This is a genomic window from Pseudomonas sp. Au-Pse12, assembly GCF_021341665.1.
Taxonomy (GTDB): domain Bacteria; phylum Pseudomonadota; class Gammaproteobacteria; order Pseudomonadales; family Pseudomonadaceae; genus Aquipseudomonas.
Genome location: NZ_JAJTTH010000001.1, coordinates 834334 through 847870, shown reverse-complemented (window position 1 = coordinate 847870; position 13537 = coordinate 834334). Strand labels below are relative to the sequence as shown.

The following is a 13537-nucleotide window of genomic DNA, read 5'->3' as shown; positions in this document are numbered from 1 at the left end:
GGTACAACGTTGCTTAAAGACGTTGATGCGTTCGGAAATTTCCTCACGGGCGGGAAATGACCAGGTCTCGGTTCACCTCATCCCCTCACTCAATCTTTTGTCACTTCATTTCAACGTGAGCGTTGTGTGTTTCCACGGCGTCAGGCCTAGACCATTTCCAGGCGCTGTTTGCGGCGTGGTGGGGGAAACAGCGAGTCCAGGGCCAGCAGGTCTTCAGCGGACAGTTGCAATTGGCCGGCCTGGGCATTCTGGCGAATGTGCGCCGGGCGCACCGCCTTGGGAATGACCAGCACACCGTCCTGGCGCAGTAGCCAGGCCAGCGCCACCTGGGCGGGAGTCACGGCGTGGCGCTGGGCGATTTGCAGCAGCAGCGGTTCGGCCAGCAGCGCGCCACCCTGGCCGATCGGGCAATAGGCCATGACCGGCATCCGCCGTTGCTGACAGGCAGGCAGCAGGTCGAATTCGATGCCCCGGGATTCCAGGTTGTACAGCACCTGATTGGTGGCGCAGCCCGGCGAGTCGAGCTCATCGAGGTCGGCCACATCGAGGTTGGAGACGCCCCAGCGGCCGATCTTGCCGGCGTCGCGCAGGCGTTCCAGCGCTTCCACGGTTTCCGCCAGCGGGTACTGACCGCGCCAGTGCAGCAGGTACAGGTCGATGAATTCGCAGCCCAAGCGTTTCAGGCTGCGCTCGCAGGCCAGGGGCAAGCCTTGGCGGCTGGCGTTGTGGGGATAGACCTTGCTCACCAGAAACACCTGATCGCGGCGCCCGGCAATGGCTTGGCCGACCACTTCCTCGGCGCCACCTTCGCCATACATTTCCGCGGTGTCGATCAGGGTCATGCCCAGGTCGATGCCGGTGCGCAGCGCGGCGATTTCCTGTTCCCGTTGATGGCGGTCCTCGCCCATGCGCCAGGTGCCCTGGCCAATGACCGGAACCTGCGTGTCTGCCAGCATCAGCGTGCGCATCCTTACCTCCTGGTATCTGCCGCAAGGGTTTTGTGCAGCGCACAGGGAAGCAAAGCCGGCAGGCAGGGTCAAGGGGAGCTTCATGTGGGTGCAACGTGGCTCTTGATATCTCTAAAAGGAATAACATTCTAATTATTTATTCCTTTTAAGGGTTTTTCCAAAGGTGCATGTTAGTCCGCAGCCGCTCAACTCCTGAGCCCGGTGCCAGCCAAGGACTTATCAGCATGACCATTCAAGCGATCAACGTACGCAACCAGTTCAAGGGCGTGATCAAGGAGATCCACGAAGGCCAGGTGGTGTCGGAAATCGACGTGCAGACCGCCTCCGGCATCGTCACCTCGGTGATCACCACGCGTTCCGTGCGCGACCTGGAACTCAAGGTCGGCAGTGAAGTGATTGCCTTCGTCAAATCCACCGAAGTGTCCATCGCCAAGCTCTGAACAACCTCTTCGGACATCGACAATTCACAAGGGAGTGAAGCATGCCGCACTCGCTGGATATCACCGCGCTGCCGGTCCTCGACCTGAGTCAGCTGGAAGGGCGCCCGGAGCAGCGCCAGGCCTTTCTCGACGCGTTGCGCCAGGCGGCGCGGGACGTCGGTTTCTTCTACCTGACCGGGCACGGCATCGACAGCGACCTGCTGCACCGGGTGCAGCAACAGGCGCGGGCGTTTTTCGCCCTGCCCGAGGCCGACAAGGCCGCCGTGGGCATGATCCATTCGCCACATTTTCGCGGCTATAACCGCGCGGCATCGGAAATTACCCGGGGCCAGCCGGACCTGCGCGAGCAGTTCGACCTGGGAGCAGAGCGCCAGGCCTTGCCACTGGACCCGCACAGCCCGCCCTGGGCGCGTTTGCAGGGGCCCAACCAGTGGCCGGCGCAGTTGCCGGCGCTCAAGCCGCTGCTGCTGGAGTGGCAGCAGGCGATGACCGGCATGTCCCTGCGCCTGTTGCGCGGGTTTGCCCAGGCACTGTCGTTGCCGGAGCAGGCCTTCGACCCGCTGTACGGCGAGCGTCCCAACGAACACATCAAGCTGATCCGCTACCCCGGCCGCGCGCCAGGGCAGAGCAACCAGGGCGTGGGCGCCCACAAGGATTCCGGTTTCCTCAGCTTTCTATTGCAGGACCAGCAGGCCGGCCTGCAGGTGGAGGTGGAAGACGGCCGCTGGATCGACGCACCGCCCCGCGACAACACCCTGGTGGTGAACATCGGCGAGCTGCTGGAACTGGCGACCCACGGCTACCTGCGCGCCACCGTGCATCGAGTGCTGTCGCCGCCGGAGGACCGCGAGCGCTTGTCCATCGCGTTTTTCCTCGGTGCCCAGCTGGATGCCCAGGTGCCGCTGTACCCCTTGCCCGAAGCCTTGCTCCGCGAGGCCCGGGGCCCGGCCAGCGACCCCGACAACCCGCTGTTTCGAGAGGTTGGCTGGAACTACCTCAAGGGTCGCCTGCGCTCGCACCCGGATGTGGCCCAGCGTTTCTACCCCGATGCCCTGGTGCCCAAGGCGCTGAATGCCTGACCTTCATCCGTCGTAAAAGGACATTGCCATGCCGAACAAGACATTCCTCGCCCTGGCGCTGCTGGCCAGCCTCGGGCAAGCCCTGCCGACCCTGGCCGCGCAGCCGTTGCGGGTCGCCGCCGACCCGGTGCCGCACGCCGAGATCCTCGCCTATGTGCAGAAGCTCGACCCGCAACTGCAGCTCAAGATCATCGAAATCCCCAACGGCGTGAACTCCAACGAACTGCTGGCCCACGGCGACGTGGACGCCAACTACTTCCAGCACCTGCCGTACCTCAAGTCCCAGGAGCAAGCCCTGGGCCAGCCGTTCGCGGTGGCCGCCAGCGTGCACATCGAGCCCCTGGGGATCTACTCCAGGCGCCATCAGGGCTTCGACCAGGTGCCCCAGGGCGCCAGCGTGGCAGTGCCGAACAACGTCACCAACCTCAGCCGCGCCCTGTACCTGCTGCAGAGCTACCAATTGATCCGCCTCAAGCCCGGCTTCAGCGACCCGGCCCGCGACCAGGCGACGCCCAAGGACATTGCCGAGAACCCGAAACAGCTGAAGATCCTTGAAATCGAATCGCCGCAGATTCCGCGAGCCCTGGACGACGTCGACCTGGCGGTGATCAACGGCAACTACGCCCTGGAAGCGGGGCTGGTTCCGGCCAAGGATGCCCTGGGCCTGGAAAAGGCCGAGCACAATCCCTACGCCAACATCCTGGTGACCACCCCGAAACTGCAGGACGACCCGCGCATCCGCCAGCTGGCCAAGGACCTCAACTCCGCGGAAGTCGCGGCGTTCATTACCCGGACCTACTCGGGCTCGGTGATTCCCGTCGCGGACCGCCAGCCATGATCGACGTCCAGCAGCTCAGCAAGGTCTACGGGGAGGGCCAGCCCGCGGCACTGGATCGGGTGTCGTTGACGATTGCCGACGGCGCGGTGTACGGCATTCTCGGGCGCAGCGGCGCCGGCAAGTCGACCCTGCTGCGTTGCCTGAACCTGCTGGAACGACCCAGCTCCGGGCGCATCCTGATCGACGGTCAGGACCTCGGTGCCTTGTCCGCGAGCGAGCTGCGACGCCAGCGCCAGGGCATCGGCATGATCTTCCAGGGCTTCAACCTGCTGCATTCGCGCACGGTCGAGGACAATGTCGCGGTGCCCCTGGAAATTGCCGGCCTGGGCAAGAACCAGCGCCGCGCGCGGGTTCTGGAACTGCTGGAACTGGTGGGCCTGAGCGACAAGGCCCAGGCCTTTCCCTCGCAATTGTCCGGTGGCCAGAAACAGCGGGTGGGCATCGCCCGGGCCCTGGCCGTCAGGCCGCGTTACCTGCTGTCGGATGAGGCCACCAGCGCCCTGGACCCGGAAACCACGGCGTCGATCCTGCAACTGCTGGCGCAGATCAACCGCGAACTGGGGCTGACCATTGTGCTGATCACCCATGAGCTGGAGGTGGTCAAGGCCATCTGCAGCCATGCCGCGTCCCTGGCGGGCGGCCGGCTGGTGGAGAGCGGCGCGGTGGCCGAGTTGCTGGGCAACCCGCAGTCGGCCCTGGGCCGGGCCCTGTTGCCGGGCTACAACCTGCCGTTCAACGGCAGCCAGCCCCAGGCCGAACTGACCTTTTTCGACAACCAGCGCGCGGCGCCGCTGCTGGAGCAACTGAGCCGCCAGCAGGCGCTGGAACTCAAGGTGCTGGCCGGCGGTGTCGAAGCGGTAGGCGGCCGACGGGTAGGGCGCCTGCGCATCGCCGCCGCCCCCGCCGATGCCGGAAAGTTCCAACAACTGCTGGCGGCCCTGGCCCAGCGAGGGATTCGGAGCGAACGCCTGTGAACCGCAACCTCGATTGGCAGGAACTGGCGCAGCTGCTGCTGACCGCCACCGCTGAAACCCTGTACATGGTGCTGCTGGCCTCACTGTTCACCCTGTTGATCGGCCTGCCCCTGGGCGTGCTGCTGTTCATCAGTCGCAAGGGCGGCCTGTACCCCATGGCCCGGCTCAATCGGCTGCTGGGCGGCCTGGTCAACCTGGGGCGCTCGCTGCCTTTCGTGGTGCTGCTGATTGCCCTGATTCCGCTGACCCGGCTGGTGGTGGGCACGACCTTGGGCAGCACCGCCGCGGTGGTGCCGATCACCATCGGCGCCTTTCCGTTTTTTGCGCGGATCGTCGAGAACGCCCTGGATGAAGTGGACCGGGGGCGGATCGAGGCGATCCTGGCCATGGGCGGGCACATCGGTCACGTGATCTTCAAGGCGCTGCTGCCGGAGGCCTTGCCGGCCCTGCTGGCGGGGCTGACCCTGACCCTGGTGATGCTGATCGGCTTTTCCTCCATGGCCGGGGTCATCGGCGGTGGTGGCCTGGGCGATCTGGCGATCCGCTACGGCTATCAGCGTTTCAACAACCAGATCATGGTCGCCACGGTGCTGGTCCTGGTGCTGCTGGTGCAGGGGGTACAGAGCGCTGGCGATCGCCTGGTGCGCGCGTTGGCCCATCGCCGCTGAAATCATTCCGGGCGCGCGTCAGCGCCCTTCATGCTGTTTGCGATAGGCCCCCGGTTGCAGGCCCACGGCCTTGGTGAAGGCCCGGGTGAAGGCGGCGATCGACTGATAGCCCACCGCCGTCGCCGCTTGCTCGACGGTCTGGTTGGCCTTGAGCAGTTGGCAGGCATGGCGCATGCGCAAGGCCAGCAACACCTGCCCGGGGGATTGCCCGGCCAATTCATTGAAGCGCTTGAAGAACGCCGAGCGCGACAGCCCGGTCAGCGCCGCCATGTTTTCCAGGGGCCAGGACTCGCCGGGGCGCTGGATCAGTTGCTCCAGCAGCGGCGCAAACCCCGGATGACGGGCCAGCGCCACCAGCCCGCCGAGGTCCTGGTTGGCATTCACCTGGTGGCGCAGCACATACAAGAACAGCAGGTGGCTCAGGCGTTCGAGCAGGGCCGAGGAGGGCTGCGGCGTTCGCTGGCATTCTTCGAGAATCAGCTGGAACAGCGCCCGGGCAGCGCTCAGCGAAGGGTCGCCAGCCCGCAGGATGATCCAGCCCGGCAGGCTGTCGATGATCAGCGAGGACAACCCGGACTTGAAATGGAAAAAACCGCAGACCAGCCCCACGCCTTCCTGGGCATTGGGGTCCAGCGGGGTCATGTGAGTGCGCGGCAGTTGTTGCGCCACGTCAGGCTGCTGGGCGCTGGACAGCCGATAACCCAGGTCCTGCAGCAGGAATACCGCGTCTCCGGCGTCCAGGCGCAAGGCTTGCGGCAAGCCGTCGATATGCAGCCAGCAATGGCCCTGGACAATCAGGTGGAAGCTGGCCCGGGCCAGGCCCTGGGTGCTGGCGTGCCAGCCCCCGCAGTAGCGTCCGACGTGAAACAGGCTGGCATCGAGTTCCAGGCCTTCTAATAACCAATCAACCAGTGGGCTTGAAGAAATCATCTAAGGGAAACACTCAGGAGCAAGTAATCGCTACTTTAGAATATGGATCGAAATTCTTATAACCAACAGACTTGACGCACACCCACACAGCAGGAGACTACTCCATGTCCCGCGTCACTCTACACACCTTGCACACCGCTCCAGAAGCCGCGCGGCCATTTCTGGAAAATGCCCTGAAAAACTCAGGTTTCATCCCCAATCTGCTGGGTATCCTGGCCAACGCCCCGGCGGCCCTGGAAACCTACGTCACGGTGTCCGCGCTCAACGGCAAGGCCGAGCTGAGCCTGGCGGAGCGCGAAGTCGTGCAGTTGGTGGCCGCCACCACCCATGGCTGCGATTTCTGTGTCGCAGGTCATACCTCGGTGGCCCTGAACAAGGCCAAACTCTCCGACCCGGTGGTCAGCGCCCTGCGCGAGCAGAGCACCTTGCCCGAAGCCCGGCTCGAGGCCCTGGCGGCTTTCGCCCGGGAAGTGATCGCCACCCGGGGCAAGGTCAGCGACGCGGGCTATGAACAGTTCAAGGCCGCAGGGTACAGCGAAGGCAACGCCCTGGAAGTGATCCTGGGCATCAGCCTGGCGACGCTGTGCAATTTCGCCAACGTCTTCGCCGGCACCGAACTGAACCCCGAACTGGCCAAGTACCGCTGGTCAGTGCAAGGTCAATGAGTCAGGGCGCCGATGCTTGTGCGGCGCCCCCTTCAAGGAGAAAACGACATGCTCGATGCGCAATTGAGTGAATGGCTGGATGCCCAGGCCCAGGCACTCGACCAGGGTCAGTGCGACCCGCAGCAGGTACTCGCCCGGCTGGCCGGCGCCCAGGTGCTGCGGGTCGGTATCGACCCGGCCCAGGGCGGCAGCGGCGGTGACTTGACCGATGCCCTGGAAGTCATGGCCAGCGTGGCCAGCCACTCGTTGGCCGCGGCGTTCGTCTGCTGGGGGCAGCGGGCCTTCATCGAGTACCTGCTGCACAGCCCCAACAGCGCGTTGCGTCAACGCCTGCTGCCGTCGCTGCTCAGTGGCGAACTGGCCGGGGCCACCGGGTTGTCGAATGCCATGAAGTTCCTGTCGGGGATCGAGGCCCTGCAGGTCAAGGCGCAGGAGCAGGACCACGGCTGGCGCCTCAACGGCCGGCTGCACTGGGTCACTAACCTGCGCAAGAGCGGTTTCGTGGTCGCGGCGGCCATCGAGCGCGAGGAGGGCGGGGCGCCGTTCATCCTGGCGATTCCCGATGCCTTGTCGGGGTTGCAGCGTTCCGATGATCTGCAACTGATGGGCTTGCAGTCGAGCAACACCGCCGCCCTGGAGCTGGACCAGGTCGTGGTGGCGCGCGACTGGCTGCTGCACGAGGACGCCCGGGCGTTCCTGCCGGCCGTGCGTCCGGCCTTTCTCGGCCTGCAATGCGCGCTGGCCATCGGCCTGGCGCGGCGTGCCCTGAACGAGGTGGAACAGCACGTCGAGGGGGCCCGCTCGATCCTCCAGGAGCCCTTGCTGGAACAACGCCAGCAGCTGGAACAGACCGTCAGCGAGCTCAAGAGTGGCCTGCTCGACGGGCGCTTCCTGGGCCAGCCCGGCGCCTTGTTCCGGGTGCGCATCGCCCTCGCCGAAGCCACCGCCAACGCCGTGCAGCTGGAGTTGCAGGCCAGCGGCGGCAAGGCCTACCTCAGCGAGTTCGGCAGCGGGTTTGCCCGGCGCTGGCGCGAATCGGCGTTCGTCCCCATCGTCACCCCGAGCCTGGTGCAACTGCGCGCCGAACTGCAGCGCCAGGCGCGGAACGCGGCAGCATGAGCGGCCTGTTGAACGCGCGGGCAATCAGCCTCGGCTACCCGGCGGCGGAGGGCTGGCACCCCGTGCTGGAGGACTTCGACCTGCAGCTGCAAGCCGGGGAAGTGGTGTCCATCCTCGGCCCCAGCGGGGTCGGCAAGTCCAGCCTGTTGCGGGTCCTGGCCGGCCTGCAGAAGCCCCATGCAGGGCAGGTCAGCCTGCTCGGCGAAGCGCTCGACGGCCCCCATCCGCGGGTGGCCGTGGCGTTCCAGGACCCCAGCCTGCTGCCCTGGCTGAACCTGGAGCACAACGTTGCCTTCGGCCTGGATTTCGCCCGCCAGCCGCGCCTGAGCCCGCAGCAGCGCAAGGAACGCATTGACCAGGCGATTGCCGCGGTGGGCCTGGAGCATGCCCGCCAGCGCTACCCGGCGCAGCTGTCCGGCGGCATGGCCCAACGCACCGCGCTGGCCCGCTGCCTGGCCCGGCAACCGCAGGTGTTGCTGCTGGACGAACCCTTTGGCGCGCTGGACGAGGTGACCCGCGCCGACATGCAGCAACTGCTGCTCCAGGTGATCGGCCAGCACCGCACCGCGGCGCTGCTGATCACCCATGACATCGACGAAGCCCTGCTGCTGTCCGATCGGGTCCTGCTACTGGGTAACAGCCCGGCGCGCACCCTCGGCCAATGGCACATCGACCTGCCGGCGCCGCGCGCCGAGCGGATCGAGGAACTGGGCGCCCTGCGTATCGAGATTCTCAAGACCCTTCGGCGGGCGAGCCGCAATCCCTTAACTTCCCCTTTGCCTGCACCGTCGGAGATTGACCATGTGCCTGGACGACTTCACTCATACCCGTCGTGATTTTCTCAAGCTCAGCGCGCTGCTGACCGCTGGCGGCGCCTTGCCGCTGCTCAACAGCCTGCAGGCCCGCGCGGCCCAGGAGCCGGACGCGCCGGTGCGCATCGGCTACCTGCCGATCACCGACGCCACGCCGTTGCTGGTGGCCCATAACAACGGCCTGTTCGAGGCCGAAGGCATCAAGGCCGAGCGGCCGGTGCTGCTGCGCAGTTGGGCCCAGGTGATCGAGGCGTTCATTTCCGGGCAGGTCAACGTGATTCACCTGCTGTCGCCGATGACCGTCTGGGCTCGCTACGGCAGCCGCGTGCCGGCCAAGGTGGTGGCCTGGAACCACGTCGGTGGCTCCGGCCTGACCGTGGCCCCGGGGATTACCGAGGTCAAGCAACTGGCGGGGCAGTCGGTGGCGATTCCGTTCTGGTACTCGATCCATAACGTGGTGGTGCAGCAATTGTTCCGCGACCACGGCCTGGTGCCGGTGAGCAAGGCCGCCGGCAGTGCACTGGGGGCCAACGAGGTCAACCTGGTGGTGCTGCCGCCGTCGGACATGCCGCCGGCCCTGGCCAGCCAGCGGATTGCCGGCTACATCGTCGCCGAGCCGTTCAATGCCCTGGCCGAAGAACTCAAGGTCGGCCGGGTGCAGCGCTTTACCGGCGACGTCTGGCGCAACCACGCCTGCTGCGTGGTGTTCATGCACGAGCACGACCTGAACAACCGCCCCGAGTGGTCGCAGAAAGTGGTCAACGCCATCGTCAAGGCTCAGCTGTGGACCCGCGACCACCGCGCCGAGGCCGCCCAGCTGCTGTCCAAGGACGGCGCCAACCGCTACACGCCGCACGCGCCGCAGGTACTCAACCGGGTGCTGGCCCCGGCGGCCACGGACCGCGAGGCCTACCTGGCCAGCGGCGCGATCCAGCACGGCCACTGGGACGAGCAGCGCATCGACTTCCAGCCGTACCCGTTCCCCAGCTACACCGAAGAGCTGGTCAAGCGCCTCAAGGACACCCTGATCGAGGGCGACAAGGGCTTCCTCGCCAGCCTCGATCCGGCGCACACCGCCAAGGACCTGGTGGACGAGCGCTTCGTGCGCAACGCCATCGCCGCCGTCGGCGGGCTCAAGGCCTTCGGCCTGGCGGACAGTTTCGAGCGCAGCGAGGAGTTCGGTCTCTGATGGGCAAGCAACCTTCCTCCCTGAGCCACTGGGTCCTGGGCCTGGCGGGGCTGGCGAGCCTGCTGCTGGCCTGGTGGCTGGGGGTGCATCTGCTGGGTGGCGGCAACGGCCTGGCGGCGCGTTTCTCGCCCGAGGCCACCTTCGCCAGCCTGGTGGAGCTGCTGGGGCGTGGCGAGCTGTATGAGCACGTTCTGGTGAGCCTCAAGCGGATCCTCGTCGGCCTGCTGCTGGCGCTGTTGATCGGCGTGCCCCTGGGCCTGCTGGTGGGCAGCTACCGGCACCTGGAGGCGGCCACCACCCCGGCGTTCCAGTTTCTGCGGATGATCTCGCCGCTGTCCTGGATGCCGGTGGTGGTGATGCTGATGGGCGTGGGCGACCAGCCGATCTACTTCCTCCTGGCGTTCGCCGCGCTGTGGCCTATCCTGCTCAACACCGCGGCCGGCGTGCGCCAACTGGACCCGCGCTGGCTACAGCTGAGCCGCAGCCTCAGCGCCACCCGCTGGGAAACCCTGCGCAAAGTGATACTGCCCGGGGTGCTCGGGCATGTACTGACCGGCGTGCGGTTGTCGATTGGCATCCTGTGGATCGTCCTGGTGCCCTGCGAAATGCTCGGGGTCAGCGCCGGCCTGGGCTACTTCATCCTCGACACCCGGGACCGCCTGGCCTACTCGGAACTGATGGCCATGGTCCTGCTGATCGGTGTCCTGGGCTTTGCCCTCGACGCGCTGGCCCGCGGCCTGCACCGCCGCTGGTCCCACGCCTGAGCCTTCCGGTAGGTGCAGGCTGAGTAGGGTGAAGCAGCAGCGCTCGCGCTTACGCCTTCAAACCCGGATTTGCTCCGGCTGGGCCTGCCGCGCCTGTTGCAGCAGGGTCACCCATTCATTGGCGAAGCGGTGACAGTCCCCCGGCCAGCGGGCGGTCAGCAGATGCCGGTCGCGGACCACAAAGCCGCGCTCGGGATGGGCTGCCGAGTCCCGGCGCGGTAGCCAGGGCCCGGAAAGAAAATCCGCCGGGCTGGCCAGGGCCTGCTTGATCTCTGCCTCGACGCTGCAGTCGTAGGTGCGGTAGTAGCGCCCCAGCCAGGGCGCGGTGACGATCCAGGCCGCCAGTTCCATGGGCCCGGCCAGCAGCGCGGTGACCTTACGTCCATAGAGCACGGAGCGCCCGGTGTCGGTATCGATGCAGCGGGCCAGGGCCAGGGGGCCATGGCACACCGCGGCCACCGGCTTGTCGGCGTGGAAGAAGGCCAGGATGATCCGCCGCACGTCCTCGGACTCCAGCAGGCTGCGCATGCCCTTGGCGTGGCCGCCGGGAATCAGCAAGCCTTCGAACGCCTGCGGGTCGACGTCGGCGTACTTCAGGGGGCGGCGAAAGGCCGGGTCGCGGGTCATGGCGTGATAGCGCTCAAGGTCCGCGGCCGGGGTCATCAACAGCCGGTTGAGCGGGCCGAAGCCCAGGCTCACCAGCCGCGCATCGGCGTAGGCCGGCATGCCCAGCGGCGTGGCGAACTGCGCTTCGAAGCCTGCATCCCGGGCGGCCTGCCAGGGCAGGCTGCTTTCCGTGGGGTCGTAGTCGGCGTGGGGCAGCAGGATCAGGATCATGGCGCGGGCTCGCAGCACAAAAGGTGCGCTGCAGATTAGCAGTCGTCGGGCAGGCTGTAGTCGAACGCGTAGTAGTGCTGGCCGTCCTGGATCCGGATCTGCATCCGGCCGGTGAGGCCCAGCAGTTCACCGCTGGTGGAGTCGGGCAGCACCTGGATGTGCAGGGTCGACTGACCGCGGTCCATGACCCCGTAGTGCATCAGGACGAAGCTGCCGTGGCGGCCGGCCAGGCTGCCTTCGAATCGCTCCAGCGCCACATAGCCTGCCGAGCCCGCCACCGTGCCGATGCTGCTGAGCATTTCGCCGACGCTGGTTCCCTGCAGGTCGCCGTCGAAGGTCTTGTGAATCGCCTTGCGTCCCAGTTGCGCCGCTTCGGTCTCCGGGGCAACGGGGTGGCTGGGCAGTTTGACGTTGAATGGGCCTGTGGCGTGCATGCTGTTCTCCAGTGTCGAGCAGGTAATAATAGGCGCCGGACCGTTGGGCATGGGGCCCGGGCCTGGGACAGGGATGAAAGCACAAGCATCATGCAGCGCATTGGAAAAACGCGACCGTCATCAGCCGCCGCTGTCGGGCCTGCTCGGGGCGTGCTCAATCAGCGCCTGGCGGCCCAGCACTTCGAGCACCTGCGGCAGGCACCGCCGCCCGCCCTGGCGCCCTGGGTGGAACACTTCTGGTACGTGGGCTGGGCGCTGCCCGACTCGCGGGTCGAACGCCAGGAAACCTTGCCCCATCCCAACGTGCATCTGGTGCTGGAGGGCAATCAGGCGCGGATCTGGGGGCCGCATCGGCAACGCTTCAGCAAGACCCTGGCCGGCCAGGGCTGGGTGTTCGGCATCAAGTTTCGTGCGGCGGCGTTCCAGCCGTTCTGGGGGCGCTCCATGGAACTGTTGCGCGACCGTTCGGTCGCTGCCGCCGAGGTCTTGGGGACGGCCGATAGCCTGCTCGAGGCTGGCGCCTGGCCGGGAATGGCGCCGATGAGTGAGCGGGCCACGGCCTGGCTGCTGGCCAACCTGCCTGCGGCCGATGAGCGGGTGGCGATGCTCAACCAACTGGTGGAACGGGCCGCCACAGACCCGCAACTGACCCGCGTGCAGGACCTGGCGCAGCTGGCCGGCGTGAGCCCGCGCCAGTTGCAGCGGCTGTTTGCCCAGTACGTGGGGGTGAGCCCGAAATGGGTCATCGCCCGCTACCGCCTGCACGAGGCCCTGGCCCTGCTGCAGCGGGGCGAGGCCCAGCCGGATGCCGAGCTGGCCCTGCGCCTGGGCTACTTCGACCAGGCGCATTTCGTCAGGGATTTCCAGCGCATGGTGGGCCAGCCGCCAGCGGCTTACGTGCGCAGCCAGGTGGCGCCGGGCTGAGCCGCGCCTGCCTGGCCGCCGCTTACTTGGCCGCCGCGGCGCGGGTGCGTTCGATGTCTTGCACCAGGCCGTCGATGCGCTGCAATTGCTCGCGGTTGTCATGGTCCCAGGGGTGGAAGCCCGGCTTGAAGAAGTGCAGCCAGGGCAGGGCGATGCGCGGGAACACGCCTTTGCTGCCGTAGAGGTACTTGAGCACCTGCCACAGGCCGCGCCAATGACCGCCGCGACGGCGGTCGGCGATCAGCATGCGCACATGGAAGTCGAACACCACCAGCCAGAAGGTCAGGGTGGTGAACAGCATGCTCCCGGTGCGGATCAGGTAGCGCTTGGGCCCGGGCTTGAGCACCAGGTTGAAGACGTCGTAGGACACGGCCTTGTGCTCGGTTTCCTCCAGGGCATGCCACAGCCACATCTGCCGGTAGCCTGGCACCGAGTTGCCGAAACGGCTGGGGTCGCGCAGCAGCAGGTCGGCGAGGATCGCCGTGTAGTGTTCCAGGGCCACGGTGATCGCCAGGTTGAAGGCCGGCGGGAAGTGCTTCTTCTGGAAGTCGAGGATGATCCGCAGCCGCCGGTCCAGCAGATGGGCCGGCAGCCCGGCCTGCTGCAGCAGGTCGTTGTAGCGCAGGTGTTCACGGCTGTGCATGGCTTCCTGGCCAATGAAGCCCTGGATCTCGCGCTTGAGCTTGGGGTCGTGAATCTGTTCGCGGTAGTGGCGCACGCTGTCCATGAAGAACAGCTCGCCGGCAGGGAACAGCAGGGACAGGGCATTGAAAAAGTGGCTGACGTGGCTGCCTTGTTCGTGCCAGTCGCAGGCACGGTCGGCAGGCAGTTCGACCTTGATGTCGCGGCGGATGGGCAGCATGGCTGGCGCTCCTCTAGACATGGAAAAGCTTGGG

General features: G+C 66.5%; 16 protein-coding genes. 11 read left to right on the top strand and 5 right to left on the bottom strand.

Going from position 1 to position 13537, the window contains the following annotated elements; genetic code table 11:
* Positions 1-146 precede the first annotated feature (146 nt).
* The gene (locus LXM55_RS03720; protein ID WP_233318685.1) at positions 147-968 is read right to left on the bottom strand and encodes an aldo/keto reductase; all 822 of its coding nucleotides are present in this window, start codon (positions 966-968) and stop codon (positions 147-149) included.
* 224 nt (positions 969-1192) lie between these two features.
* On the opposite strand from LXM55_RS03720, the gene LXM55_RS03715 reads away from it, so the two are divergent.
* From LXM55_RS03715 to LXM55_RS03695, 5 genes are all read left to right on the top strand, one after another.
* Positions 1193-1408 carry a TOBE domain-containing protein gene (locus LXM55_RS03715; protein WP_011061476.1) on the top strand — a complete coding sequence of 72 codons (216 nt, stop codon included), beginning with the start codon at positions 1193-1195 and terminating at the stop codon, positions 1406-1408.
* Between the two features lie 41 nt (positions 1409-1449).
* Complete coding sequence (locus LXM55_RS03710; RefSeq protein ID WP_233318683.1) at positions 1450-2487, top strand: isopenicillin N synthase family dioxygenase; 1038 nt, start codon at positions 1450-1452, stop codon at positions 2485-2487.
* 28 nt (positions 2488-2515) lie between these two features.
* Positions 2516-3325, top strand: a complete 810-nt coding sequence (locus LXM55_RS03705; protein WP_233318681.1) for a MetQ/NlpA family ABC transporter substrate-binding protein — start codon at positions 2516-2518, stop codon at positions 3323-3325.
* Positions 3322-4299, top strand: coding sequence for a methionine ABC transporter ATP-binding protein (locus LXM55_RS03700; RefSeq protein WP_233318679.1), 978 nt, complete (start codon positions 3322-3324; stop codon positions 4297-4299). The genes LXM55_RS03705 and LXM55_RS03700 overlap by 4 nt, the downstream gene beginning before the upstream one ends.
* 65 nt (positions 4300-4364) lie before the next feature.
* Positions 4365-4967: a methionine ABC transporter permease gene (locus tag LXM55_RS03695; protein ID WP_233319049.1), complete on the top strand. Its 603-nt coding sequence runs from the start codon at positions 4365-4367 to the stop codon at positions 4965-4967.
* A gap of 18 nt (positions 4968-4985) precedes the next feature.
* Here LXM55_RS03695 and LXM55_RS03690 read toward each other — a convergent pair whose 3' ends face one another.
* Positions 4986-5897: an AraC family transcriptional regulator gene (locus LXM55_RS03690; protein ID WP_233318677.1), complete on the bottom strand. Its 912-nt coding sequence runs from the start codon at positions 5895-5897 to the stop codon at positions 4986-4988.
* A 104-nt stretch (positions 5898-6001) separates the two neighbouring features.
* On the opposite strand from LXM55_RS03690, the gene LXM55_RS03685 reads away from it, so the two are divergent.
* The 5 genes from LXM55_RS03685 to LXM55_RS03665 are packed head-to-tail and all read left to right on the top strand — an operon-like array spanning position 6002 to position 10446.
* Positions 6002-6562 (top strand): carboxymuconolactone decarboxylase family protein, encoded by a 561-nt coding sequence (locus LXM55_RS03685; protein ID WP_233318675.1) that lies wholly within the window; start codon positions 6002-6004, stop codon positions 6560-6562.
* Positions 6563-6610: 48 nt separating this feature from the next.
* The gene (locus tag LXM55_RS03680; RefSeq protein WP_233318673.1) at positions 6611-7681 is read left to right on the top strand and encodes an acyl-CoA dehydrogenase family protein; all 1071 of its coding nucleotides are present in this window, start codon (positions 6611-6613) and stop codon (positions 7679-7681) included.
* Positions 7678-8517 carry an ABC transporter ATP-binding protein gene (locus tag LXM55_RS03675; RefSeq protein WP_233318671.1) on the top strand — a complete coding sequence of 280 codons (840 nt, stop codon included), beginning with the start codon at positions 7678-7680 and terminating at the stop codon, positions 8515-8517. Before LXM55_RS03680 ends, LXM55_RS03675 begins: the two co-directional genes overlap by 4 nt.
* On the top strand, positions 8483-9682 hold the full coding sequence (locus LXM55_RS03670) for an ABC transporter substrate-binding protein (protein ID WP_233318669.1): 1200 nt from the start codon (positions 8483-8485) through the stop codon (positions 9680-9682). Before LXM55_RS03675 ends, LXM55_RS03670 begins: the two co-directional genes overlap by 35 nt.
* Positions 9682-10446 carry an ABC transporter permease gene (locus tag LXM55_RS03665; RefSeq protein WP_233318667.1) on the top strand — a complete coding sequence of 255 codons (765 nt, stop codon included), beginning with the start codon at positions 9682-9684 and terminating at the stop codon, positions 10444-10446. The genes LXM55_RS03670 and LXM55_RS03665 overlap by 1 nt, the downstream gene beginning before the upstream one ends.
* Before the next feature lie 57 nt (positions 10447-10503).
* On the opposite strand, the gene LXM55_RS03660 is transcribed toward LXM55_RS03665, so the two are convergent.
* Positions 10504-11283 carry a type 1 glutamine amidotransferase domain-containing protein gene (locus tag LXM55_RS03660; RefSeq protein ID WP_233318665.1) on the bottom strand — a complete coding sequence of 260 codons (780 nt, stop codon included), beginning with the start codon at positions 11281-11283 and terminating at the stop codon, positions 10504-10506.
* Positions 11284-11318: 35 nt separating this feature from the next.
* Positions 11319-11717 carry a DUF3224 domain-containing protein gene (locus LXM55_RS03655; RefSeq protein WP_233318663.1) on the bottom strand — a complete coding sequence of 133 codons (399 nt, stop codon included), beginning with the start codon at positions 11715-11717 and terminating at the stop codon, positions 11319-11321.
* Between the two features lie 90 nt (positions 11718-11807).
* Here LXM55_RS03655 and LXM55_RS03650 point away from each other — a divergent pair, with 90 nt between their 5' ends.
* Positions 11808-12641, top strand: a complete 834-nt coding sequence (locus LXM55_RS03650) for a helix-turn-helix domain-containing protein (protein ID WP_233318660.1) — start codon at positions 11808-11810, stop codon at positions 12639-12641.
* A 22-nt stretch (positions 12642-12663) separates the two neighbouring features.
* Here LXM55_RS03650 and LXM55_RS03645 read toward each other — a convergent pair whose 3' ends face one another.
* Positions 12664-13503: a metal-dependent hydrolase gene (locus LXM55_RS03645; RefSeq protein ID WP_233318659.1), complete on the bottom strand. Its 840-nt coding sequence runs from the start codon at positions 13501-13503 to the stop codon at positions 12664-12666.
* Positions 13504-13537 lie beyond the last annotated feature (34 nt).